The following is a 20,868-nucleotide window of genomic DNA, read 5'->3' on the forward strand; positions in this document are numbered from 1 at the left end:
AACGAGCAATAGAAACCTAATTTTTACACCAAAGCTCATATTCATACACGATAAAGATATTAAATATTGCTAAAAAGCAACGCCATAAACTTGGGGCTTATGGCGTTGGCATTATTATATTTTACAAAACAAAGTTATGCTATAGCGGCGCTGCTGGTTTGTACCTCGCGGCTCACTTTTTTAACCAATCCCTGCAATACGTTGCCCGGACCAACCTCAACAAATTCTGTTGCGCCATCAGCAAGCATATTACCAACTGTTTGTGTCCAGCGTACAGCTCCCGTTAGCTGTTTGATTAAATTCGCTTTAATCTCTGCCGGATCAGTATAAGGTTTGGCATCAACATTCTGATAAACCGGGCATACCGGTGCCGAAATGTTGGTGGCTTCGATAGCAGCCTGTAATTCGATTTTAGCCGGCTCCATTAAAGGCGAGTGGAATGCACCACCAACGTTCAATTTCAATGCTCTTTTTGCTCCTGCTTCGGTTAATTTGGCACAGGCCAGGTCGATACCCTCAATACTGCCCGAAATGACCAATTGCCCCGGGCAGTTATAATTTGCAGGTACTACTACCGCATCAATTTCTGCACAGATTTTTTCTACTACCTCATCGGCTAAGCCTAAAATAGCAGCCATGGTTGATGGCTCTGCCTCGCAAGCTTTCTGCATGGCATTTGCACGGGCAATAACCAGTTTTAAACCGTCTTCAAAACTTAATGCATTTGCGGCAACAAGTGAAGAAAATTCGCCTAAAGAGTGACCAGCAACCATATCAGGTTTAAAATCATCACCTAAAACCTTGGCCAAAATAACCGAATGCAAAAAAATTGCAGGTTGGGTTACGTTGGTCTGTTTTAGTTCTTCATCTGTGCCTCCGAACATGATATCGCTGATGCGGAAACCGATAATTTCGTTGGCCTGTTCAAATAATGCTGCAGCTTTCGGGTTTTCGTAAAGATCTTTACCCATGCCTACAAACTGTGCTCCCTGTCCGGGAAAAATATATGCTTTCATTATAATTAGTTTAGCGTATCGGGTTTGGCGGTTAGCGCTTCATATCCAACCACTTATCTCGATACTTTCTACTTGATACTTTCTACTTAATACTTGATACTATTTTATCTGATACTTATTCTCCTGAACTTGATACCAAATACTTGCTACTTGATACCAAATACTTGATACCTAATACCAAATACTTGATACAAACTAATCCAGACTCGCTGTAATTAACCTTAAAAACTCAGCTCTTGTTTTGTCGTTGCTTAAAAAAGTTCCGGTAAAGGCCGAAGTTGTAGTAACCGAGTTCTGTTTCTGTACACCGCGCATCGACATGCATAAGTGCCTGCATTCCATCACCACGGCTACTCCCATTGGATGAAGCGTATTCTGGATACAATCTCTGATTTCGTTGGTTAAACGCTCCTGTACCTGTAAACGGCGCGCAAAAGCATCAACAACACGAGGGATTTTACTTAAACCTACAATGTGTCCGTTTGGGATGTACGCAATATGCGCTTTACCAAAAAATGGCAGCATGTGGTGTTCGCACATCGAATATACCTCGATGTCTTTTACCACTACCATCTGGCTGTAATCTTCTTCAAACATGGCCGATTTAAGGATTTCATCGGGTTTTATATCGTAACCATGCGTTAAATATTGGAGGGCTTTGGCTACGCGTTCTGGCGTTTTTAGTAAACCTTCGCGCCCTGGGTCTTCTCCCAATTGCCCTAATATATCTTTATAATGTGTAGCTACTGCTTCAATTTTTTCTTCGTTGTAACGGTCTACTTTTACATAACCGCTTACCGGCTCGTCATCAAATGCGTCGTTATTGCTCATTAATTCAGGTTTTTAACCAAAGTATTCAACAAAATTATTTTCAGTTTCGTATATTTTTACGCAATGTAAAATGGCTCCGCTTTCTGCAATCGGTGCCTCTAACTGCTTCCAGATTTCGATGGCCAGATTTTCGGTAGAAGCCAGTTTGCCTTTCATAAAATCGACATCAAGGTTTAAGTTTTTATGATCAACTTTATCTACTACGTAGTCGTTCATTACTTCTTTAAGCCATTTTAAATCAACAAGAAAGCCCGTTTCCGGATTCACCTCGCCTTTTACTGTAACATACAGCCAATAGTTATGGCCATGCCAGTTGGGATTGGCACATTTACCATAAACTTCACTATTTTTATCATCATCCCAATCGGTACGCGCCAGTTTGTGCGCCGCATTAAATGATGCTTTTCTCGTTATGTAAATCATTACTATAAAATAAAATGCAAATATACGGATAAAGGTATGGAAAATGTATAAGGGATGATGGGTGATGTAGAGCCGCTGTCAATTTTACATTTACTCCATTCCACCTTACATCATACATTTTCCATCTTACATTCTTTCCGTTTCCTTAACTTTACCTTATGAAAACTTTAGTTGTTGCCGCTACCAAAGCCGAACTGGCCTTCTTTTACCAACATTTTAACCTGCCGGAAGGCGATTTTGTGGAAAGTAAAAATTTCGACCTGCTGATTACGGGTGTTGGCATGGTGGCAACGGCTTTCGCGCTGGGCAAACACCTTTCGCATAAATACGATCTGGTGATCAATTTTGGCATCGCGGGCTGTTTCGACCGGAATGTGGCACTAGGTGCGGTACTGAATGTTATCGAAGATACTTTTGCCGAATTAGGCGCCGAAAATGGAGAGGAATTTATAAGTATAACCGATTTAGGCTTCGGGGAGAATTATTTTACTGCCAGAACACAGCGGAAAGTGGGCTTACCCCTGGCAAAAGGCATTACCATGAACTGCGTAACCGGAAGTGAAAAAAGTATTAAAAGCCTTGTTGAAAGATTAAACCCTACTACCGAAAGCATGGAAGGTGCAGCTGTTTTTTATGCTGCCAAACAATTAAACATTGATTGTTTGCAGATCAGAAGCATATCCAACTATGTTGAACCCCGCAATAAAGACAATTGGAAAATTGGCCTTGCGGTTAAAAATTTAAACGACTGGGCCATTGCTTTTATTGGAGAAATGAACTGATTATGACGGATTACTCTAGCACAGTAGTTAATTTTGGTTGATGAACCCGACACAATTAAAATAATTAATTTAATTGTCAGAGGCTCCGTCTAACAACTGAAAACAAAAAAATAAATAGATGAAACTTACACTTGGATTTTCTCCCTGCCCTAACGATACTTTTATTTTTGATGCTTTAATTCACCATAAAATTGATACTGAAGGCTTAGAATTTGAGGTTTTTTATGATGATGTGGAAACCCTGAACCAAAAAGCCATGAGGGGCGAACTGGATATTACCAAATTAAGTTTTCATGCTTTTGCTTACGTAGCCAACCAATATGCTTTATTGGATGCCGGTAGCGCCCTTGGTTTTGGTGTCGGCCCATTGTTGATCAGTAAAAACCATTTTAACGATGCTGAGCTCCAAACTCCAAACTCGGAACTTAAAATCGGGATACCGGGGAAATATACTACGGCTAATTTCCTGCTGGGCATTGCTTACCCTCACTTGCAAAATAAACAGGAACTGGTTTTCTCTGAAATTGAATCTGCACTATTGAACGATCAGATTGACCTGGGCCTGATTATCCACGAAAACAGGTTTACCTACCAGGATAAGGGACTAAACAAAATTGTTGACCTGGGCGATTACTGGGAAAAGCTAACCGGTTGTGCCATCCCATTGGGTGGTATCGTAATTAACCGTACTCTAGACCGCGAAGTGCAGTTAAAGGTTAACCGTTTGATCCGCCAGTCTGTCGAATTTGCTTTCGCACATCCAAAATCGGGTATCGATTTTATCCGTCAGCATGCACAGGCGATGGAAGAAAGTGTGATGTACAAACACATTGAACTTTACGTGAATAAATACAGCATCAATCTCGGTGAAGAAGGCCGCAAAGCAGTTGATACCTTATTTAAGCTGGCACAGGAAAGAGGCATTATCCCCGCGATTCAGGAGAATCTTTATATTTAAAGTGGTTGAAAGGTTGGAGGGTTAAAAGTTGGAAAGTTGGTTTGAGGGAATTGTATTAAATTGCAAAAAAATCTATAAACTTTAGTTAGATAAATATTGATGTGCTTTCATCAATTTTAGCCAACTTTTCCTAATGCGGTCGTCATGCTGAATTTAATTCAGCATCTTTCCAGCTATAAAGACCCTGAAACAAGTTCAGGTTGACGAGTGGATGGAGAAATCTGTACCTCGATATATTTGTCGACTGCGCTGCACCAGATAGCTATCGGTCCTCTCGAAGATAACTATACGGTTTTAGGATGTAATCGACATAAATTTGATACGCCAGAACGGTGTAACATTAAAATCTTACAACATTCCAACTTGTCAGCCCTATCCTACCAGTAGTTTGTAACCCTTACCATGCACATTAATAATCTCTACAGCAGGGTCGGCTTTAAGGTATTTACGTAATTTACTTAAAAACACATCCATGCTGCGGCCGTTAAAGTAATTATCATCATGCCAGATACTTAACAAAGCTTCTTCGCGGGTTAACACAGTATTCTTTTTTAGGCACAATAAACGTAGCAATTCTGCTTCTTTGGTAGAAAGTTTCTGCTGCTGGTCGTTATTGGTAATAATCTGTGTGGTATAATCGAAATGGTACTGGCCGATAGAAAACTCTGTTTCCGCAGTTTCATCGTTACTGTCAGTTTTATTGGCAACACGCTTAAACATGGCATTTATGCGCAACAAAAGTTCTTCGATACGGAAAGGTTTGGTAATGTAATCATCCCCGCCCAAATCGTAGGCAGCAGATTTATCTTCAAGCATGGTTTTAGCCGTTGCAAAAATGATCGGAACCTGTGTATTTACCTTCCGGATGTCTTTACCGAGTGTAAAACCATCTTTTTTGGGCATCATCACATCTAAAATACATAGATCGAAATTCTGTTTGTTAAAAGTTCTTAATCCATCTTCGCCATCAGTGCATAACACCACATCAAACTTGCCCTTTAGCTGCAGATAGTCCTGTAACAATAAACCTAAATTCGGATCGTCCTCTACCAGAAGTATTTTTTTCATTTTCTTAATTTTATTCACGTATGTAGCATTACCTACAGTGAAAGTTTGATTCTGAATATGCATAACGGTTTAATTTAGGTTGCAGAATAAATTAATACGCTGCTATATTAGGCAAATTAAACCAGTAATATTTTAATGTATCGATAAAGCCACCTTTTGTACCGATGGTTAGCCGTTATATAAAGGTAAAGATATTTCGAACGTTGTTCCCTTATCTTTTTCGCTACTTACCTTAACTGTTCCACCTGCTTTTTTAATAATATCCTGAACATAGTTTAAGCCCAGGCCAAAGCCCTTAACATCGTGCAGGTTACCTGTAGGCACCCTGTAAAACTGGTCGAAAATCCTTCTTGAATGCTCTTTCGTCATTCCGATACCCTTATCTGCAATTTCGATAATTAAATGTTTATGGCTATTGCGAGTGGTAATGGTAATTTCTGGTGTATCGGTGCTGTATTTATTGGCGTTGTCGATCAGGTTATAAATTACGTTTGATAAGTGCAGTTCGTCTCCATACACCACCGAGTTTTCTGCATCAGTATTTACATTGATGATTGCATTTCTTTTCTGCAGCTGCAGCTCCATACTATCCAGCACAATCACAATCAGATCGTTTACATCTACCTCGGTATTCTCCATTTTAAGTTCGCCTTTTTCTAAGCGGGCAATGCTTAAAACACGTTCTATATGGCTTCCCAGGCGTACATTTTCGTCATAAATAATACCCGCCAAACGTTTTAAGCGTGCTTTATCTTCTGTTACTTCGGGATCTTTTAAAGCTTCGCTGGCAATCATAATGGTGGCTACCGGTGTTTTAAACTCATGCGTCATATTGTTGATGAAATCCGTTTTCATTTCCGACAGTTTTTTCTGCTTTAAAATAGCATAAAGTGTGTAAGAAAAGATAAAAACAAGCACCAGCAACAACCCCACCGATGATGCCAGCGTAACGCTCAAATTGGCCACAATAGCTGAGTTTTTATTCGGAAAACTAACAAACAGCATCCCCGGATCGCGAAAGATATCGTTGCCGAACAAAGGGGTTTTATAGGTATTTTCGGGCAAAAATTCTCCTTTTACATTGGAGGCCGTCATAAAAATGGTTGAATCTTTTTTAGCCAGCGAAATGCGGTAAGATGGCTCCAAAGTAATGTTGTGGGCCAGCAATTCGTCTTTCAACAGGTTCCCCAGGGCATCGAAATTAATACGTTTAACAATAGGGATTTTAGTTTCCTGCAATTCCTTCGATACATCCTCAACCACACTTAACCTGGTATACGAAAAGGTATCTTTACCCAATGCCGCAATTTTTAGCTCCAGCTGTTTTTTGGCAATCTCATCTTCACGCTTAAATTTTTTCTGTAAATCGCTCGGAATTTTCGGAACATTGGCAAAACCCGGGCTACCGTCTCGTGGGTCGAAAACCAGATACCTCAATGTATCGGGCAAACTCTGCAAACTTTTAAATTCAAATGCTTTTGGCGGTGTAGCAAAGGGCTTGGTACGCATACTGTAGCCTTTAATGATCAGGCTTTTCATATCAATAAAAGCATCCATCTGCAGATCGAGCTTATCGCCGTTTTTTGAACTTAACGAACTAAATTCCTTTTCAGAAATTACTGCAGGCGCGCGGTAAGTATTACGAATAATACTATCCTGCTGGTTCAGGTAATTTTCGATCTCATTTTCCCGTTCAACCTCTTTTAATTCACTTTGCTGAAGATATTGTTGTCTTAAATCTTTAATATCCAAAGTGCGCTGCCGCGAATCCTGAAGTTGTTTCAATTTGTTTTCGGCATCCTTGCGGTTCAAATGATCGGCTACATTTCTACGTTGTATTTTATTTACCACCGTAGTTAAGGTTTGGTTTACCTGTTCATCAAAAAGCTGCGATTTTAGCTTATACGATTCCCTGATGTAATACAGCTGCATTACAAGAACACCCAGCAAAGCCACCGTCATTAAAACGGTAATTAACCAAAAACTCTTTTTCTTCATTGAACCGGAATGGTTTTAATTTAAAAACCCGAATACAAACTTTTAAATCTAAACAGGTATCAAAAATACTGAATAGCAAAGCTAAGTGTTTGTTTTTAACATATTTTAACAGCGGTGATGCGGGGAGACTTCCGAAGTTTTGCGGAGACACAAGCCCGGCTAACTTCGGAAGTCTTGGGCAAAAGGCAAAAAAAATGCCGAGACTAAAGCCTCGGCATGGTTCAAAATTGTTTGCTTAAAAAAGATTCTTTATTTAAAAAGGCAAATCATCGTCTTCGCCTGGTGCACTGCTTACATCAACCGGAGCTGCATAAGCCGGGGCTGCTGCCGGAGCGCCTGCTGCTACAGCGTTGATACGCCAAATTACCAAACTGTTAAAATATGATGTTTTACCTTGTTTATCTGTCCAGGGGCGACCACGTAAATTAAAGAACACTTCAACCTCATCACCTGCCTTAAATGTATCTAATAATGCAGTTTTATCTTGTAAAGCCTCAAAACGGATATATTCTGGGTATGTTGGATTTTCTGCGTATTCTACTATTAAATCACGTTTTTTAAACGTTTCACTTACTTGTTGTGTGGCACCTACTTCGTGTACTTTTCCTTTAATTTCCATATCAATACTACTTATTGTACTATAAACATCAAATCTCTATAATTTTATTGATAACTTCGCATATATTATGATGCAAGTTTTCCACAATAAAAGCAGGGTAATTATTACCTGCAACAAGCGCCTTTCTCCGTATCTTCAGGACGAAGTTACGGCTTTAGGCTATACGATAGAAAGGGCTTTCGCCACCGGTGTAGAGCTCAACATTACCCTTACAGAGTGTATTAAGCTTAATTTAAACTTGCGTTGCGCCAGCCAGATCCTTTATGCTATAAAAAGTTTTAAGGCCGTTACGCCAGATGATTTATATAAAGAAATATCGGCCATTGAGTGGGAAGAACTGATCGATTTTGCAGGTTATTTCTCCGTTACCTCAAATGTTGATAACCCAAATATTACCACACCTCTTTTTGCCAACTTAAAAGTAAAGGATGCGATTGTAGACCGCATGAAAGAGAAAAAAGGCATCCGCCCCAATTCAGGATCAGATGCCAATAAAGCAGTGGTACATTTATACTGGAAAGATGCAGATGCAGATGTATTTATAGATACTTCAGGCGAAACCCTTGCCAAACACGGCTACCGTAAAATTCCCGGGAAAGCTCCAATGCTCGAAGCTTTAGCCGCCAGTGTGATCCTGGCCTCCAACTGGGACAGAAAATCGCCTTTTATCAACCCTATGTGCGGCTCGGGAACTTTGGCCATCGAAGCTGCTTTAATTGCAACCAACCGTGCACCGGGTTTATACCGGATGAATTATGGTTTTATGCATATATTGGGTTATGATGAGCAGGCTTTTTTTGCAGAACGCCGGATTTTAAAAGATCAGGTTATCAAAAATGCCGACCTTAAAATTATAGCTTCCGATCTTTCGGAGGATGCCGTTGAAGTTACCCGCAGAAATGCAAAAACAGCTGGTGTAGATACTTTAATCGAATTTGAAGTATGCGATTTTGAATTAACACCGGTTCCGGAAGATGGTAAAGGTGTGGTGGTTTTTAACCCTGAATATGGTGAGCGTTTAGGCGTACACAGTAAGCTTGAGTTAACCTATAAACGCATGGGCGATTACATGAAAACCAAATGTAAAGGTTACTCTGGCTATATTTTTACCGGAAATCCCGACCTTGCAAAAAAAATAGGTTTAAAAGCATCAAAAAAAATTGAATTTTATAATGGTAAATTAGATTGTCGTTTATTGGAATACGAATTATATGATGGCTCGCGCAGGGCACCATTAATTGAGGCATAATTTTTCATTGAAAATTGATATATTACGCTCTCTTACGTACCATAACGTAGAAAATTTTGAAGAATATGGAATTTGATGACATGGATCATATGCCCGAATGGGAGCATTTTAGCCGTTTTGGCCGCGATGACGAGGATGAAGAAGGCCTATCGATTGATGACGCGGAAAAGGTTAGGCTAAAAGCAACCAGGGCAAAAACCCTTTATAACCAGGCAAGGGCAGTATATAAATATGCGGCCCTGTTCTGCGAAACGCTTGAAGGCGAAATGGCCGAAATGACGGCCAACCTGATTATGCAGAACGCACTGATGCTCTGTCCGAAAATTGTTGGAGCCGAAGGTGCCGATATGTATATCTTAAGGATGGAGAATGCTTCCATTATCCGTACCAATTGCCGCGAGCTCGAAACTCAGGTAAGGGCAGCAGATATGTTCGAAATATGCACGCCAGAATATAAGGACATTGTTTTAGATGAAATGGAAAAGTTCCGCCTGTTGTTTATAGAGTGGGTGAAATATTTCGAAAAAGACGAATTTGAGGATGACTGGGGGTTATACTAATCCTTGGCATCTAAATCTTCGGTAGCTTTTTTTCTTCCTTTTTTTATCGGCAATGCATCAGGGGGAAATTGTTTATGCCACATGCCGGTATACATCCCGTCGAGTTTTATAAGCGCTGTATGTGTTCCCTCTTCTATCAGCTTGCCTTCTTTTAAAACCACAATCTTATCCGCATTTACCACTGTACTTAACCGGTGTGCAATCAGAATAATTGTTTTCCCATGCTCCCTTAACAAAGAAATGGCATGATGGATATGTTCTTCTGACGAGGAATCAAGTGATGAGGTTGCCTCATCCAGGATCAGAATTTCAGGTTCACGGTACAAAGCCCTGGCAATGGCCAAACGTTGCCGCTGTCCGCCTGATAAATTGGTCGCATTTTCGCCAAGATACGTTTCGAAACCATTAGGAAGCCGTTCGATAAAATCAATGATATTCAACTGGCCGCAGATACGGATAATTTTTTTCATATCAGGCTCCATTTCCCCAATGGCAATATTATCGATTACATTGCCTGCAAAGAGGTGTACATCCTGCGGAACAACGGCAACAAGTTTCCTTAAACTTTCGTTGGTAAGATAATTAATATCAAATTCGCCGATCATAATGTTGCCGGATTGTAAAGGATAAATATTCTGAAGCAGCGACAATAATGTCGTTTTTCCTGAACCACTCTCTCCTACCACTGCGGTAATTTTACCTTTCGGTACCTGCAGGTTAAACCCATCAAACACCGTTACCCGTGTACCGTACCTGAAATTTACATTTCTGAATTCAATATCTCCGATCATATCGGGTGTGAGGTCAGTCTTATTTTCAGTTTTTTCGCGTTCAAGGTCCATAATTTCAAATAACCTGTCTGCAGCGATGCGCGCATCCTGAAAAACCTTGTTCATTCCGATCAAACTGATCACCGGCCCGGTAAAATAACCTATTATAGCATAAAACGATAAAAGTTCTCCAGGTGTAATCATATTCTGGAGTACAAAACTTGCACCCGCCCATAACAGGATCACGGCAAAGATGCTTGAAATAAACCCGCTCGCGTTGCCCACCAAAAGTGAATTCGTACCAGAAGTATATACCGTTTTTAACAGATTGATAAACCTGATTTCGGTTTTGAGGTTCGAAAAATTTTCCAAGCCGAAACGTTTGATTGTACTCACTGAATTTACAGATTCTACCAATTGATTTTCCAGTTCGGCACTTTTCTCCATCAACTGGCGCTGTGTGGTTTTATTAAGCCGGTTAGATACATAATAAACTAGCGCATATAAAGGAACCACGGTTAGCATAATTAAAGCCAGTTTCCAGTAATAGGTAAACATTAAGGCGAAGGAGAAAATCAGGATGAAAACGTTAACGGCAAAACCAACCAGCACATCATTTATAAAAGCCCTGATTTTAACAGCATCGTTCATCCGCGAAATAATTTCACCCACCCGCATGGTATCAAAAAAAGACTGCGGAAGTTTTAAAAGATGTTTATAATAGCCCAAAATCAACCTGGCATCAATCTGCTGTCCGGTTTTAATAGTCAATAAGGTTTTGGCATAATTGATAAAAATCTGCACTAAAATGATGATGATCATCACTGTGCCCATTAAATTAAGGAGGTTCGTATTTCCCTCCGGCAACACATTATCTACAATTTTCTGAAGAAAAATGGAAGTAGATAAACCCAGTATGGTGTAAAAAATAGCACCGACCAAAACCTGGATCAGCACCGATTTATGCGGCATTAACAGATAAACAAAACGTTTTTCGAGCGAAATTCGTTCCGTGCCGGCCGTAAAATCATCTCCCGGCAAAAGCATAATTAAAACTCCCGTCCATTTTTGCCTGAACTCATCAGGTGTTAATCTTTGCATTTCGCCATAAGCGGGATCCATTACTTCTACATATTCTTCTGTAATTTTATACAGTACAATGTAATGGGCAATATTATTGTGGTTTACATGGGCAATAACCGGCAGCGGAATGGAAAAAAGATTATCATAAGTGGCTTTTACGCCCTTTGCCGAAAAACCAAGCCTGGTAGAAGCTTCGATCAGCCCGAGCACATTGGTACCTTTTTTATCGGTAGAGGCATACTGACGGATTCGTGCAATGGGCATATCAAGGCCATAATGTATGGCAATTGATGCCAGGCAAGCCGCACCACAGTCGGTAATATCATGCTGCCTGATGATGGTTTTCTTTGCTTTTTTATTTGATTTTAAAGCATCGAAAAATTGCTTAATGGTTTTCATAGGCCTGTTACCTGGGTTTCTTTACTTGGTGGAATTACATTTGGGTTTAACCAATCATCTGCCTTATCATATAACAATTGGAAAAGTGTTCTTCTGGTAACAAAAAAGCGGGCCTGTAAAGTCATTCCCTTTTTTATTTTACCAATGTAACCGTTACGGAGTTTTAAGCTGTTTTTATCGAGCAGGCACCTCACCTTAAAAAATGGCTGCGCGCCATTTTGCATAAAAACATCGCTCGAAATTGAAATTACCTTACCGGTGGCCATGCCCCATTCATTGTAGTTGTAGGCATCAATCTGAAACCTGGCTTTTGTACCCACGCGTAATAAACCAATATCTTTAGGCTGCACATAGGTTTCGGCGATCAGGCCTGAATCAGGCGAAATTTCACCCAAAATTTCATTTGCCGAAATCGAACTTCCCGGCTGTATCCCTTTTAACTGTTGTACTGTTCCGGTTAAAGGTGCTTTAATGGTATAAAACTCTTTTTCTTCCTCATACTGCTTATCGCGCGAGCCCAGTTGCTGGCGCTGGATATTTAACTGGTTAAGTTCGGTTTGCCATTTACTGCCCTGCTCCTCTCCGATTAGAGAAAGCTCGTTAAATACATTATCCTTTTTAAGCTTAACTTCATCAAATTCTAAAGCCGAAACCGCCCTTCTCTTATACAGATAAGCATAACGGTCGTAATTTTTATAGGCAAGCTGATAACGTGCCTTGGCCTCGGTAACCCGCTGCATAAATAAACTATACTGCTGGCCATAAACACCCGATTTTAAAGGAAGTTTTTTCGACCAGTCGTTTCTTTTATAAGCGTTGATCAATAAGCCGAGATCAAATAATTGATCTTCAACGTCTGTTTGTTGAAACCGGTTAAGGGCATCCTGACTTTCAATATTTTCTTTTTTAATGGTAAGTAAAACCTGACCGGCTTTAACATGCATGTTTTCTTTAATAAAAAGAGAATCGATACGCCCTGCAATTAAGGGTTTAATTTCGTTCCGTTCAGCAGTAGGCCTGAAAAGTCCGGTACTTTTAACATTAACATCAACCGTTATAAGGAACATGGCCAAAAAAGCGACAATTAATACGGCAAGCATTACCTGATAAATAATTTTAGTATACGAATTGTGGGTATGAAAATGGTATTCAGCCGTATTTTCAATTACTTCTTTCGGAAAAATATATTTATCGCTGTCCATATCTAAAAATTATATACGCATTTAAGCCAGTTTAGTTTTATACCATAAGAAAAAGCTATGAGTAGTTATGCCTAATGCTATTATTTTTGACCTGGTAAGCCCAGGTATAAACCAATATTATTTCCCACTGAAAGTGTTGTTGTACTTTTATAATCGCCATCACTCCTGGTAAAAGAAATGCTTAGCAAGCTATCGGTTGAGGCAGTAAGGGATATAGCTGTAGTGCCTGTATTTCCATCAAATACACCACCACCGTTAATGGCTGTAAGTTCGTTTTCTGATAAATTTTCCATATTCCTGATTTAAATTCAACAGAAAAAGGAGGATAAATAATTATCCTCCTTTTTCAACAATAATAATATTACTTGCTTAAACTATCGAATAAGCCACTTAAGCTACCGCCAATGTTGTTACCAATTGATAACGAACTTGCACTGGCTTCATCACCATCTTTACTGGCAGTTTGGAATGATAATAAGTTACCAATTCCGATTGATCCCAATAAGCCGCCGGTATTCGACGAATCGTTGCTACCAAATAAACCACCACCATTAATCTCTTTCATTTCTGTTAAATTCAATTCCTGCATTTTCATAATAAATAGATTTAATAAGCTTACTCTGTTATAGGTTTTCAGCATCCCCTGATAAAGGCTTGTATAGCCATTTAATTAATAAACGCATTAGTATGATGATCAGATTTTGTAAAAACGGCGTTTCAAACAACGGCACAGAATACAATAAACTATTTGGTTGTCAATTAATTAAAACAATTTTAAAACTCAAAACGTTAATGCAAACCACATAAAAAAAGGACTTCCGTAGAAGTCCCTTTTTTATAAAAGAATTGATAAGTCAAATTAGCTGGTTAAGCTTTTAAATAAACCTTCAAGGCTTCCACCAATGTTATTTCCTAAAGAGAACGAGGTTTTACTCGATTCATCTCCGTCTTGTGTTTCATTTGAAAATGATAACAGATTACCAATTCCGATTGATCCTAACAGACCGCCTGAATTTGACGAATCATTACCACCAAATAAACCACCACCGTTGATTTCTTTCATTTCGTTTAAATTTAACTCTTGAAGTTTCATAACGTTTTCTAATTTTAATAATGCCTACTCTGTTTGAGGTTTTCGGCTACTCCTTTTATAAGCCGGCCTTTATTGCCGGGGTTATTTAAGAAACGATGCCAGGCCCTTTAAAGTTTTCATAAAGCCTTGATTAACAACTCACAATTCGAATACATTAAACATTTGGGTTGTTCCTTTGTTGTAATAAAAAAATCTTTCTTCCGTTCGCGTAATTCCTATAAGTGCTAAAAAATCACATTTTTAAATCTGAAGGAATAAAAGTTTCGTAAATACAGGAGAACATTAAAAAATTATCCCTTTTATGGAAGATGTATTGGCTTTAAAGACGAAGAATGTTGCCGGGAATATCAGGAAAATTAGAGAATACAGAGACTATACTCAAGATTATCTGGCAGCGAAACTAAAAATTTCACAAAATGCCTACAGCAAAATTGAGCTTGGCTACAGTAAGCTTACTATAGACCGCTTATTTCAGATTGCAGCAATTTTAGAAGTAGAGGTAGCACATTTGCTTACGCTTAACCATAGCGATCTGATTAAAATTATTGCAGATGACGAGAACCGGGCAGCTGCGGCAAGTTAAATCATACTGTTGATATCATTTTTTTATCCCTGCCGATAATTCCGATACCTTTGGAAAAATTTAGGATTATGCAGGTTGCCATTCAAAAAACCATTGATTTTGTAAAAGAGACTTTAGCCCATGCTGAAGCCGGACATGACTGGTTCCATATTGAGCGCGTTTTTAAAACCGCTCAAACCATCAATCAACAAGAAAATGGCAATGAACTTGTAGTGGCATTTGCTGCATTATTGCATGATATTGCTGATCCAAAATTCAACAATGGAGATGAGGAACTGGGGCCGAATATGGCCGCATCATTTCTGGCATCAATTGCTGTAGATGCCGCCGTTATTGACCATGTTAAACTGATTATCCAGAACATGTCGTTCAAAAACAGTTTTGATGGTGCTGGTTTTACCTCAAAAGAAATGCAGATTGTACAGGATGCCGACCGTTTGGATGCAATTGGTGCAATTGGCATTGCCAGGGCTTTTACTTACGGTGGTTTTAAAAACAGGGTGCTTTACGATCCGGCTATTCGGCCAGAAGCGCATTTAACCAAAGAAAGTTATAAAAATACAACTGCGCCAACCATTAATCACTTTTACGAAAAGCTGCTTCTGCTAAAAGATATGATGAATACCGAAAGTGGTAAAACCATAGCCGCTGAGAGGCATCACTTTATGCTGCAATACCTGGATCAGTTTTATAAAGAATGGGAAGGCAAGTAAACCTACAGCCGGTCTGTTAAAAAATTACCCATTAGTAAGTATTTTGGCGCACTTCATAAGGACTTAACTTTAGCAAAAATTAATCCTTATGCAACCATACAAACTAAAATACCATAAAAACAGTGTTTTGTTGATTGCCATGGTTGGTATTCCGGTATTTTTTATATCGCTGATGTTGTATTGTCTTTTTAATTTACCAACGTCACTTTCTGAACCTTCAACATTAATCCTGATCTGCTTATCGGTCATTTTTATGGCCACTACACTTTTATGGATTACCCGAACACAGATTTTTGTAACCAGCAAAGTCCAGATCAACGAGAAAGGTTTCAGGTTTAAGCTAAAAAGAACTTCATTTTTATACAGGAGAACAAATTTTTTCTGCCATTGGGATAATGTTACCAGCGTAACCGAAATGTTCGATAACCACAATGGCGGATATTTTTATAAGGTCGTGTTTAAAAACCCGCATTTCGTGGGTTATTTCAGCCCGTTAAAAAAATACGAAAAAGAAGCAGACCGTTTTTTTACTGAATTGCAGTTTTATAAGGAAAGTTATAATATTCCGCTTCAGCTGCCATTGGATATAAAATTGAAGCCGACCAAAAGTTTTGAATAAGATTATTATTCCATAAACGAGTAGATTAATCGGGCTTATTACTAATATTTTTAGTTATTTAAACTATATTTGTTAGTAAATTTCAACCCTATGTCTGATCGAATCCGTGAAAAGCTGAATATTCTTGCTGACGCCGCTAAATATGATGTTTCTTGTTCATCAAGCGGCGGCACAAGAAAAAATACAAATAAAGGCCTTGGCGATAGTCACTCGTCAGGTATATGCCATACTTATACCGAAGATGGCCGATGTGTATCACTGCTAAAAATTCTTTTAACCAATCATTGTATATACGATTGTTTATTCTGCGTTTCGCGAAAAAGCAATGATATTAAGCGCGCCGCCTTTACTGTTGATGAAGTGGTAGATCTTACCATGAATTTTTATCGCCGTAATTATATTGAAGGTTTATTTTTAAGCTCGGGTATTTTTAAAAATGCCGATTTCACGATGGAACGTTTGCTCCTGGTGGCGAAAAAATTACGTTTAGAGCATAACTATAATGGTTATATCCATCTTAAAACCATTCCGGGCGCCAGCGATGAGCTGATTAAGGAAGCCGGATTATATGCCGACCGGATGAGCATTAACCTCGAAATGCCAACCGAAGCCGGCTTAAAACTTCTAGCACCGGAGAAAAACCATGCAGACGTGATTAAACCGCTTGCCTTTGTACAACAGCAGATCACCCAGTTTTCGGCAGATAAAAAACTGATCAAACACATCCCAAAATTTGTCCCGGCGGGACAAAGCACCCAAATGGTAATTGGCGCCACACCCGAAAGCGATAAGGATATTATGTACACTGCCAATGCATTTTATAAAAATTTTGCTTTAAAAAGGGTTTATTATTCGGGTTATGTACCCATCAGTAACGATACCCGGATGCCTGTTTTGGGCACTCAACCACCATTGTTAAGGGAGAACCGATTGTATCAAACCGACTGGCTGATGCGTTTTTATGGATTTAAGGTACAGGAAATTTTAAATGATGCCAACCCAAACCTTGATGTAGATATTGACCCTAAATTAAGCTGGGCCATTCGCAACATGCAACATTTCCCGGTAGATATTAATACCGCAGATTATAAAATGATCCTCCGCATCCCCGGAATAGGTGTAATGTCCGCACAGAAAATTGTACAGGCACGTAAATTCGGGAAATTAAGGATTGATCAGCTGAAAAAAATCGGTGTGGCTTATAACCGGGCGAAACATTTTATTACCTGTTTAGATACTCCTTATCAACTGAAAGATTATCAGGGCACGCAGATCAAGGCGTTTATTTTGGCCGAAAGCCAGAGTAAATATTTAAAAACAGATAGTAATCAGATGATTTTGTTTTAAATCCCCCCGCGATCGTCATTTCGAGCGGAGTGTAGCGCAGTCGAGAAATCTATTATAGATCTCTCCGTTCCGCTGCGCTTCAGTCGAGATGACGATCTAATAAACAAACCCATGACCTACATTTTCGACAACTCCCTCCAAGGCCTTTTAACAGCAGTTTTCGAATGGTTTGAGCGCAAGCCTGGAAAAGCAGTGTTAAAATCGGCCAGAATTTTCCAACCCGAAGCTTTTGTAGAAAGTTTTACGGTAATTACCGATGCCGAAAAAGCAGACCGTGTTTGGGCTGGACTAGAAAAGAAAATTAAAAAGGATTGGTTACGCAAATTCTATTGCAGTTACCTATCCGAAATTCCAGAAGCTTACAACCATCTTTTTCAGTTTAGCATTTATGTTTTTCAAAATTCGGCAGGAGCAGAAAGCAATTATGGCAACGAACACGTAATTGCACTATCGAAATATGCAAAAAGTGTAGAAAGGGAAAAACACCGTATGGAAGCCTTTATCCGTTTTCAGAAAACAGGCGATGGAATTTTTTATACGGGCATTGATCCCGATTTTAATGTGCTGCCTTTAATTTCCAATCATTTTAAAAACCGCTATGCCGATCAGCAATGGGTAATTTACGACCTGAAAAGAAAATATGGATTGCACTATAATTTAACAGAAGTTGAAGAAATTACCATCAGTTTTAGCCATGGGGTAAATAAGCAAAATCCTGCTCCTGTTTTAATGGACGAAGGTGAAACACTTTATGCCACGCTCTGGAAAGATTATTTTAAAAGTGCTAATATTGTAGCCCGTAAAAACACGAAACTGCATGTGCAGCACGTCCCCAGAAGGTACTGGAAATATTTAACGGAAAAGGCGGTACTTTGAGTTTTCAAGTCGTCACCCTGAATTTATTTCAGGGTCTATCTTGCAGGGAAGATGCTGAAATAAATTCAGCATGACGACAGCGAGGAGGAACGACGAAGCAATTTTAAAACAATCGCTATAACCCATAGCATTAAGATTGCTTCGTCGGCTGAAAAAGCCTTCTCGCAATGACGAGTAAGAGATAAACCTGGCTCAAAATTTAAAAACTTACTGCCATGCTGACACGCTGCATTCCAATTAGCGCATAAAGATTGACAGTTTGGTGAAAATTTGTCCCTCAAAACCACTTGGCATAAAAAGTGTTAATTGTATGCTTAGTTAAAAAACAAAATCAAAATAAAAAAATAATAAAAGTTATGGCGTTAAACCTTAAACCAATTGCTGGCAGTTCGAACAGAGTAATAGTTGAACCGGCTGCGGCAGAAGAAAAAACTGCATCGGGTTTGTATATCCCTGATACTGCTAAAGAAAAACCATCTAAAGGAACTGTGGTTTCTGTTTCTGAAGAAGATTCTGAAGGTAAAAAAGCAACTGTAAAAGTTGGCGATGTTGTAATTTATGGTAAATACGGTGGTACCGAATTCCCTTACGAAGGTAAAGATTACCTGATTATGCGCGAAACCGATATTTACGCTGTTGTTGGGTAAGTAATGAAGATTGAATGTCTGAGTTTCGAATGAGTGAATTCAGCATAAATCAACAAATAAAATAATAATGTTAGGATGAGGAAAGCAGGAGCTCGATCATTCTCTCATACAATCAGTCAAAATTTAAAAAGTAATGTCAAAACAAGTAAAATATAACGTAGAAGCACGCGACGCCCTGAAAAGAGGTGTTGATATTCTGGCAAATGCAGTAAAAGTAACTTTAGGTCCTAAAGGCCGTAATGTAATCATCGATAAAAAATTCGGTTCTCCGGCAATCACCAAAGATGGTGTTACTGTGGCTAAAGAAATCGAATTGAAAGATGCAGTTGAGAACATGGGTGCTCAAATGGTTAAAGAAGTAGCTTCAAAAACAGCTGATATTGCTGGTGATGGTACTACCACTGCAACTGTATTGGCCCAGGCAATTATTACAACCGGTATTAAAAACGTTGCTGCAGGTGCAAACCCGATGGATTTAAAACGCGGTATTGATAAAGCGGTTGCTGCTGTTGTAGAAAACTTAAAAACTCAATCACAAACTGTTGGTGAGGATAACAACAAAATCAAACAGGTTGCGTCTATCTCAGCTAACAATGATGAAGTAATTGGTGCTTTAATTGCTGAGGCAATGGGCAAAGTAGGTAAAGATGGTGTAATTACTGTTGAAGAAGCAAAAGGTACTGAAACTGAAGTAAAAACAGTAGAAGGTATGCAATTTGACAGGGGTTATTTATCTCCTTACTTCGTTACCAATGCAGATAAAATGGAAGCAGAATTAGATAATCCTTACATTTTAATCTACGACAAAAAAATCAGCAACATGAAAGAATTGTTGCCTGTTTTAGAAAAAACTGTTCAAACCGGCAAACCATTGGTAATCATCTCTGAAGATTTAGATGGCGAAGCTTTAGCTACTTTGGTAGTAAATAAAATCCGTGGTTCGTTAAAAGTTGTTGCGGTTAAGGCTCCGGGCTTTGGCGACAGAAGAAAAGCAATGTTAGAAGACATCGCAATCTTAACCGGTGGTATCGTAGTATCAGAAGAAAGAGGTTATAAATTAGAAAATGCTGATTTAACTTATTTAGGTTCTGCTGAGAAAGTTGTTGTTGATAAAGACAATACAACTGTAATTAACGGTGCTGGTAACTCAGAAGATATTAAATCACGCGTAAGCCAGATTAAATCTCAGATCGAAACGACTACATCTGATTACGATAAAGAAAAATTACAGGAGCGTTTGGCTAAATTAGCTGGCGGTGTTGCAGTTCTTTACGTAGGTGCAGCTTCTGAAGTTGAAATGAAAGAGAAAAAAGACCGTGTTGATGATGCTTTACATGCAACCCGTGCTGCTGTAGAAGAAGGTATTGTTGCCGGTGGTGGTGTTGCTTTCATCCGTGCAGTAGCTTCTATCGCTGATTTAAAAGGTGCTAACGAAGATGAAAACACTGGTATTCAGATCATCCGTCGTGCAATTGAAGAGCCATTACGTCAGATCTGCGAAAATGCAGGTATCGAAGGTTCTATCGTGGTACAAAAAGTTAAAGAAGGTACTGCTGATTTCGGTTACAATGCCCGTACAGGCGTATACGAAAACTTAATTGGTGCTGGTGTTATCGACCCTACTAAAGTAAGTCGTGTAGCATTAGAAAACGCAGCATCTATTGCAGCAATGTTATTAACTACCGAAGTTGTTTTGGCAGACGAACCTGAAGAAGGTGGTGCTCCAATGCCTCCAATGGGCGGCGGCGGTATGGGCGGTATGATGTAATATCATCCCCTTAGCGAAAGCATTTCGTGTAAAAATATTCCCCCGACACCTTCAGGTATCGGGGGTTTTTTATGCCCTCTACTGAGCAGAAACGAAACCTCAACCCATTTCTAACCTACTCATTTAGTTGCGTTTGGTGTAAAAAATTATGAAATGTAATTCGATAATTACGTTCTTTGTACCGAATATTTATTGGCGCGTCTTAGGGCTGGTACTCATTTCTGAGAACAGGCAAAAGCTGAATCACTAACAGCTTCCGGAACG

The 20,868-nt window shown here is 39.2% G+C and carries 22 protein-coding genes; 11 read left to right on the forward strand and 11 right to left on the reverse strand.

What is annotated here, in order from left to right:
• Positions 1 to 134 precede the first annotated feature (134 nt).
• The 3 genes from fabD to DRW42_RS25635 form a co-directional block, all read right to left on the reverse strand.
• Positions 135 to 1,016, reverse strand: a complete 882-nt coding sequence (gene fabD / locus DRW42_RS25625) for an ACP S-malonyltransferase (RefSeq protein WP_208643645.1) — start codon at positions 1,014 to 1,016, stop codon at positions 135 to 137.
• 195 nt (positions 1,017 to 1,211) lie between these two features.
• Positions 1,212 to 1,847, reverse strand: a complete 636-nt coding sequence (folE, locus tag DRW42_RS25630) for a GTP cyclohydrolase I FolE (RefSeq protein ID WP_113951729.1) — start codon at positions 1,845 to 1,847, stop codon at positions 1,212 to 1,214.
• A 12-nt stretch (positions 1,848 to 1,859) separates the two neighbouring features.
• Positions 1,860 to 2,270 carry a 6-pyruvoyl trahydropterin synthase family protein gene (locus DRW42_RS25635; RefSeq protein WP_025141810.1) on the reverse strand — a complete coding sequence of 137 codons (411 nt, stop codon included), beginning with the start codon at positions 2,268 to 2,270 and terminating at the stop codon, positions 1,860 to 1,862.
• Between the two features lie 158 nt (positions 2,271 to 2,428).
• On the opposite strand from DRW42_RS25635, the gene mqnB reads away from it, so the two are divergent.
• Both mqnB and DRW42_RS25645 read left to right on the forward strand, forming a co-directional pair.
• Positions 2,429 to 3,052, forward strand: a complete 624-nt coding sequence (gene mqnB, locus DRW42_RS25640) for a futalosine hydrolase (protein WP_113951730.1) — start codon at positions 2,429 to 2,431, stop codon at positions 3,050 to 3,052.
• 118 nt (positions 3,053 to 3,170) lie between these two features.
• Complete coding sequence (locus DRW42_RS25645) at positions 3,171 to 4,010, forward strand: menaquinone biosynthesis family protein (RefSeq protein WP_113951731.1); 840 nt, start codon at positions 3,171 to 3,173, stop codon at positions 4,008 to 4,010.
• Positions 4,011 to 4,382: 372 nt separating this feature from the next.
• On the opposite strand, the gene DRW42_RS25650 is transcribed toward DRW42_RS25645, so the two are convergent.
• The 3 genes from DRW42_RS25650 to DRW42_RS25665 all read right to left on the reverse strand — a co-directional run bounded on the left by DRW42_RS25650 (position 4,383) and on the right by DRW42_RS25665 (position 7,695).
• Positions 4,383 to 5,078: a response regulator transcription factor gene (locus tag DRW42_RS25650; RefSeq protein WP_208643646.1), complete on the reverse strand. Its 696-nt coding sequence runs from the start codon at positions 5,076 to 5,078 to the stop codon at positions 4,383 to 4,385.
• 168 nt (positions 5,079 to 5,246) lie between these two features.
• On the reverse strand, positions 5,247 to 7,076 hold the full coding sequence (locus tag DRW42_RS25655; RefSeq protein WP_113951732.1) for a sensor histidine kinase: 1,830 nt from the start codon (positions 7,074 to 7,076) through the stop codon (positions 5,247 to 5,249).
• A gap of 253 nt (positions 7,077 to 7,329) precedes the next feature.
• On the reverse strand, positions 7,330 to 7,695 hold the full coding sequence (locus DRW42_RS25665; protein WP_113951734.1) for a DUF3127 domain-containing protein: 366 nt from the start codon (positions 7,693 to 7,695) through the stop codon (positions 7,330 to 7,332).
• A 70-nt stretch (positions 7,696 to 7,765) separates the two neighbouring features.
• On the opposite strand from DRW42_RS25665, the gene DRW42_RS25670 reads away from it, so the two are divergent.
• Together DRW42_RS25670 and DRW42_RS25675 are read left to right on the forward strand one after the other, a co-directional pair.
• Positions 7,766 to 8,944, forward strand: coding sequence for a THUMP domain-containing class I SAM-dependent RNA methyltransferase (locus DRW42_RS25670; RefSeq protein ID WP_113951767.1), 1,179 nt, complete (start codon positions 7,766 to 7,768; stop codon positions 8,942 to 8,944).
• A 56-nt stretch (positions 8,945 to 9,000) separates the two neighbouring features.
• A complete protein-coding gene (locus DRW42_RS25675; RefSeq protein ID WP_158544405.1) occupies positions 9,001 to 9,504 on the forward strand; it encodes a hypothetical protein in 504 nt (167 codons plus the stop codon).
• On the opposite strand, the gene DRW42_RS25680 is transcribed toward DRW42_RS25675, so the two are convergent.
• The 5 genes from DRW42_RS25680 to DRW42_RS25700 all read right to left on the reverse strand — a co-directional run bounded on the left by DRW42_RS25680 (position 9,501) and on the right by DRW42_RS25700 (position 14,051).
• Positions 9,501 to 11,756, reverse strand: coding sequence for a peptidase domain-containing ABC transporter (locus DRW42_RS25680; RefSeq protein ID WP_244215370.1), 2,256 nt, complete (start codon positions 11,754 to 11,756; stop codon positions 9,501 to 9,503). The genes DRW42_RS25675 and DRW42_RS25680 overlap by 4 nt on opposite strands.
• Positions 11,753 to 12,958 carry an HlyD family secretion protein gene (locus DRW42_RS25685; RefSeq protein WP_113951736.1) on the reverse strand — a complete coding sequence of 402 codons (1,206 nt, stop codon included), beginning with the start codon at positions 12,956 to 12,958 and terminating at the stop codon, positions 11,753 to 11,755. Before DRW42_RS25685 ends, DRW42_RS25680 begins: the two co-directional genes overlap by 4 nt.
• A gap of 80 nt (positions 12,959 to 13,038) precedes the next feature.
• Complete coding sequence (locus tag DRW42_RS25690) at positions 13,039 to 13,251, reverse strand: bacteriocin (RefSeq protein WP_113951737.1); 213 nt, start codon at positions 13,249 to 13,251, stop codon at positions 13,039 to 13,041.
• A gap of 68 nt (positions 13,252 to 13,319) precedes the next feature.
• The gene (locus DRW42_RS25695) at positions 13,320 to 13,553 is read right to left on the reverse strand and encodes a hypothetical protein (protein ID WP_113951768.1); all 234 of its coding nucleotides are present in this window, start codon (positions 13,551 to 13,553) and stop codon (positions 13,320 to 13,322) included.
• 264 nt (positions 13,554 to 13,817) lie between these two features.
• Complete coding sequence (locus DRW42_RS25700) at positions 13,818 to 14,051, reverse strand: hypothetical protein (protein ID WP_025143589.1); 234 nt, start codon at positions 14,049 to 14,051, stop codon at positions 13,818 to 13,820.
• 301 nt (positions 14,052 to 14,352) lie between these two features.
• On the opposite strand from DRW42_RS25700, the gene DRW42_RS25705 reads away from it, so the two are divergent.
• The 7 genes from DRW42_RS25705 to groL all read left to right on the forward strand — a co-directional run bounded on the left by DRW42_RS25705 (position 14,353) and on the right by groL (position 20,604).
• A complete protein-coding gene (locus tag DRW42_RS25705) occupies positions 14,353 to 14,634 on the forward strand; it encodes a helix-turn-helix domain-containing protein (protein ID WP_113951738.1) in 282 nt (93 codons plus the stop codon).
• 68 nt (positions 14,635 to 14,702) lie between these two features.
• Positions 14,703 to 15,347 carry an HD domain-containing protein gene (locus DRW42_RS25710; protein ID WP_113951739.1) on the forward strand — a complete coding sequence of 215 codons (645 nt, stop codon included), beginning with the start codon at positions 14,703 to 14,705 and terminating at the stop codon, positions 15,345 to 15,347.
• A gap of 88 nt (positions 15,348 to 15,435) precedes the next feature.
• Positions 15,436 to 15,966: a hypothetical protein gene (locus DRW42_RS25715; RefSeq protein WP_113951740.1), complete on the forward strand. Its 531-nt coding sequence runs from the start codon at positions 15,436 to 15,438 to the stop codon at positions 15,964 to 15,966.
• 90 nt (positions 15,967 to 16,056) lie between these two features.
• Complete coding sequence (locus DRW42_RS25720) at positions 16,057 to 17,313, forward strand: putative DNA modification/repair radical SAM protein (RefSeq protein WP_113951741.1); 1,257 nt, start codon at positions 16,057 to 16,059, stop codon at positions 17,311 to 17,313.
• Positions 17,314 to 17,424: 111 nt separating this feature from the next.
• Complete coding sequence (locus tag DRW42_RS25725; protein ID WP_113951742.1) at positions 17,425 to 18,189, forward strand: TIGR03915 family putative DNA repair protein; 765 nt, start codon at positions 17,425 to 17,427, stop codon at positions 18,187 to 18,189.
• 356 nt (positions 18,190 to 18,545) lie between these two features.
• Positions 18,546 to 18,836: a co-chaperone GroES gene (locus DRW42_RS25730; RefSeq protein ID WP_056086646.1), complete on the forward strand. Its 291-nt coding sequence runs from the start codon at positions 18,546 to 18,548 to the stop codon at positions 18,834 to 18,836.
• A gap of 133 nt (positions 18,837 to 18,969) precedes the next feature.
• Positions 18,970 to 20,604: a chaperonin GroEL gene (groL, locus tag DRW42_RS25735; RefSeq protein WP_113951743.1), complete on the forward strand. Its 1,635-nt coding sequence runs from the start codon at positions 18,970 to 18,972 to the stop codon at positions 20,602 to 20,604.
• Positions 20,605 to 20,868: the final 264 nt, after the last annotated feature.

The organism is Pedobacter miscanthi (assembly GCF_003315595.1).
GTDB lineage: Bacteria > Bacteroidota > Bacteroidia > Sphingobacteriales > Sphingobacteriaceae > Pedobacter > Pedobacter miscanthi.

Excerpts from the sequence above, each read along its gene's own strand:
- fabD (WP_208643645.1), bottom strand. The coding sequence starts at position 1,016 with ATGAAAGCATATATTTTTCCCGGACAGGGAGCACAGTTTGTAGGCATG.
- folE (WP_113951729.1), bottom strand. The coding sequence starts at position 1,847 with ATGAGCAATAACGACGCATTTGATGACGAGCCGGTAAGCGGTTATGTA.
- DRW42_RS25635 (WP_025141810.1), bottom strand. The coding sequence starts at position 2,270 with ATGATTTACATAACGAGAAAAGCATCATTTAATGCGGCGCACAAACTG.
- mqnB (WP_113951730.1), top strand. The coding sequence starts at position 2,429 with ATGAAAACTTTAGTTGTTGCCGCTACCAAAGCCGAACTGGCCTTCTTT.
- DRW42_RS25645 (WP_113951731.1), top strand. The coding sequence starts at position 3,171 with ATGAAACTTACACTTGGATTTTCTCCCTGCCCTAACGATACTTTTATT.
- DRW42_RS25650 (WP_208643646.1), bottom strand. The coding sequence starts at position 5,078 with ATGAAAAAAATACTTCTGGTAGAGGACGATCCGAATTTAGGTTTATTG.
- DRW42_RS25655 (WP_113951732.1), bottom strand. The coding sequence starts at position 7,076 with ATGAAGAAAAAGAGTTTTTGGTTAATTACCGTTTTAATGACGGTGGCT.
- DRW42_RS25665 (WP_113951734.1), bottom strand. The coding sequence starts at position 7,695 with ATGGAAATTAAAGGAAAAGTACACGAAGTAGGTGCCACACAACAAGTA.
- DRW42_RS25670 (WP_113951767.1), top strand. The coding sequence starts at position 7,766 with ATGCAAGTTTTCCACAATAAAAGCAGGGTAATTATTACCTGCAACAAG.
- DRW42_RS25680 (WP_244215370.1), bottom strand. The coding sequence starts at position 11,756 with ATGAAAACCATTAAGCAATTTTTCGATGCTTTAAAATCAAATAAAAAA.
- DRW42_RS25685 (WP_113951736.1), bottom strand. The coding sequence starts at position 12,958 with ATGGACAGCGATAAATATATTTTTCCGAAAGAAGTAATTGAAAATACG.
- DRW42_RS25690 (WP_113951737.1), bottom strand. The coding sequence starts at position 13,251 with ATGGAAAATTTATCAGAAAACGAACTTACAGCCATTAACGGTGGTGGT.
- DRW42_RS25695 (WP_113951768.1), bottom strand. The coding sequence starts at position 13,553 with ATGAAAATGCAGGAATTGAATTTAACAGAAATGAAAGAGATTAATGGT.
- DRW42_RS25700 (WP_025143589.1), bottom strand. The coding sequence starts at position 14,051 with ATGAAACTTCAAGAGTTAAATTTAAACGAAATGAAAGAAATCAACGGT.
- DRW42_RS25705 (WP_113951738.1), top strand. The coding sequence starts at position 14,353 with ATGGAAGATGTATTGGCTTTAAAGACGAAGAATGTTGCCGGGAATATC.
- DRW42_RS25710 (WP_113951739.1), top strand. The coding sequence starts at position 14,703 with ATGCAGGTTGCCATTCAAAAAACCATTGATTTTGTAAAAGAGACTTTA.
- DRW42_RS25715 (WP_113951740.1), top strand. The coding sequence starts at position 15,436 with ATGCAACCATACAAACTAAAATACCATAAAAACAGTGTTTTGTTGATT.
- DRW42_RS25720 (WP_113951741.1), top strand. The coding sequence starts at position 16,057 with ATGTCTGATCGAATCCGTGAAAAGCTGAATATTCTTGCTGACGCCGCT.
- DRW42_RS25725 (WP_113951742.1), top strand. The coding sequence starts at position 17,425 with ATGACCTACATTTTCGACAACTCCCTCCAAGGCCTTTTAACAGCAGTT.
- DRW42_RS25730 (WP_056086646.1), top strand. The coding sequence starts at position 18,546 with ATGGCGTTAAACCTTAAACCAATTGCTGGCAGTTCGAACAGAGTAATA.
- groL (WP_113951743.1), top strand. The coding sequence starts at position 18,970 with ATGTCAAAACAAGTAAAATATAACGTAGAAGCACGCGACGCCCTGAAA.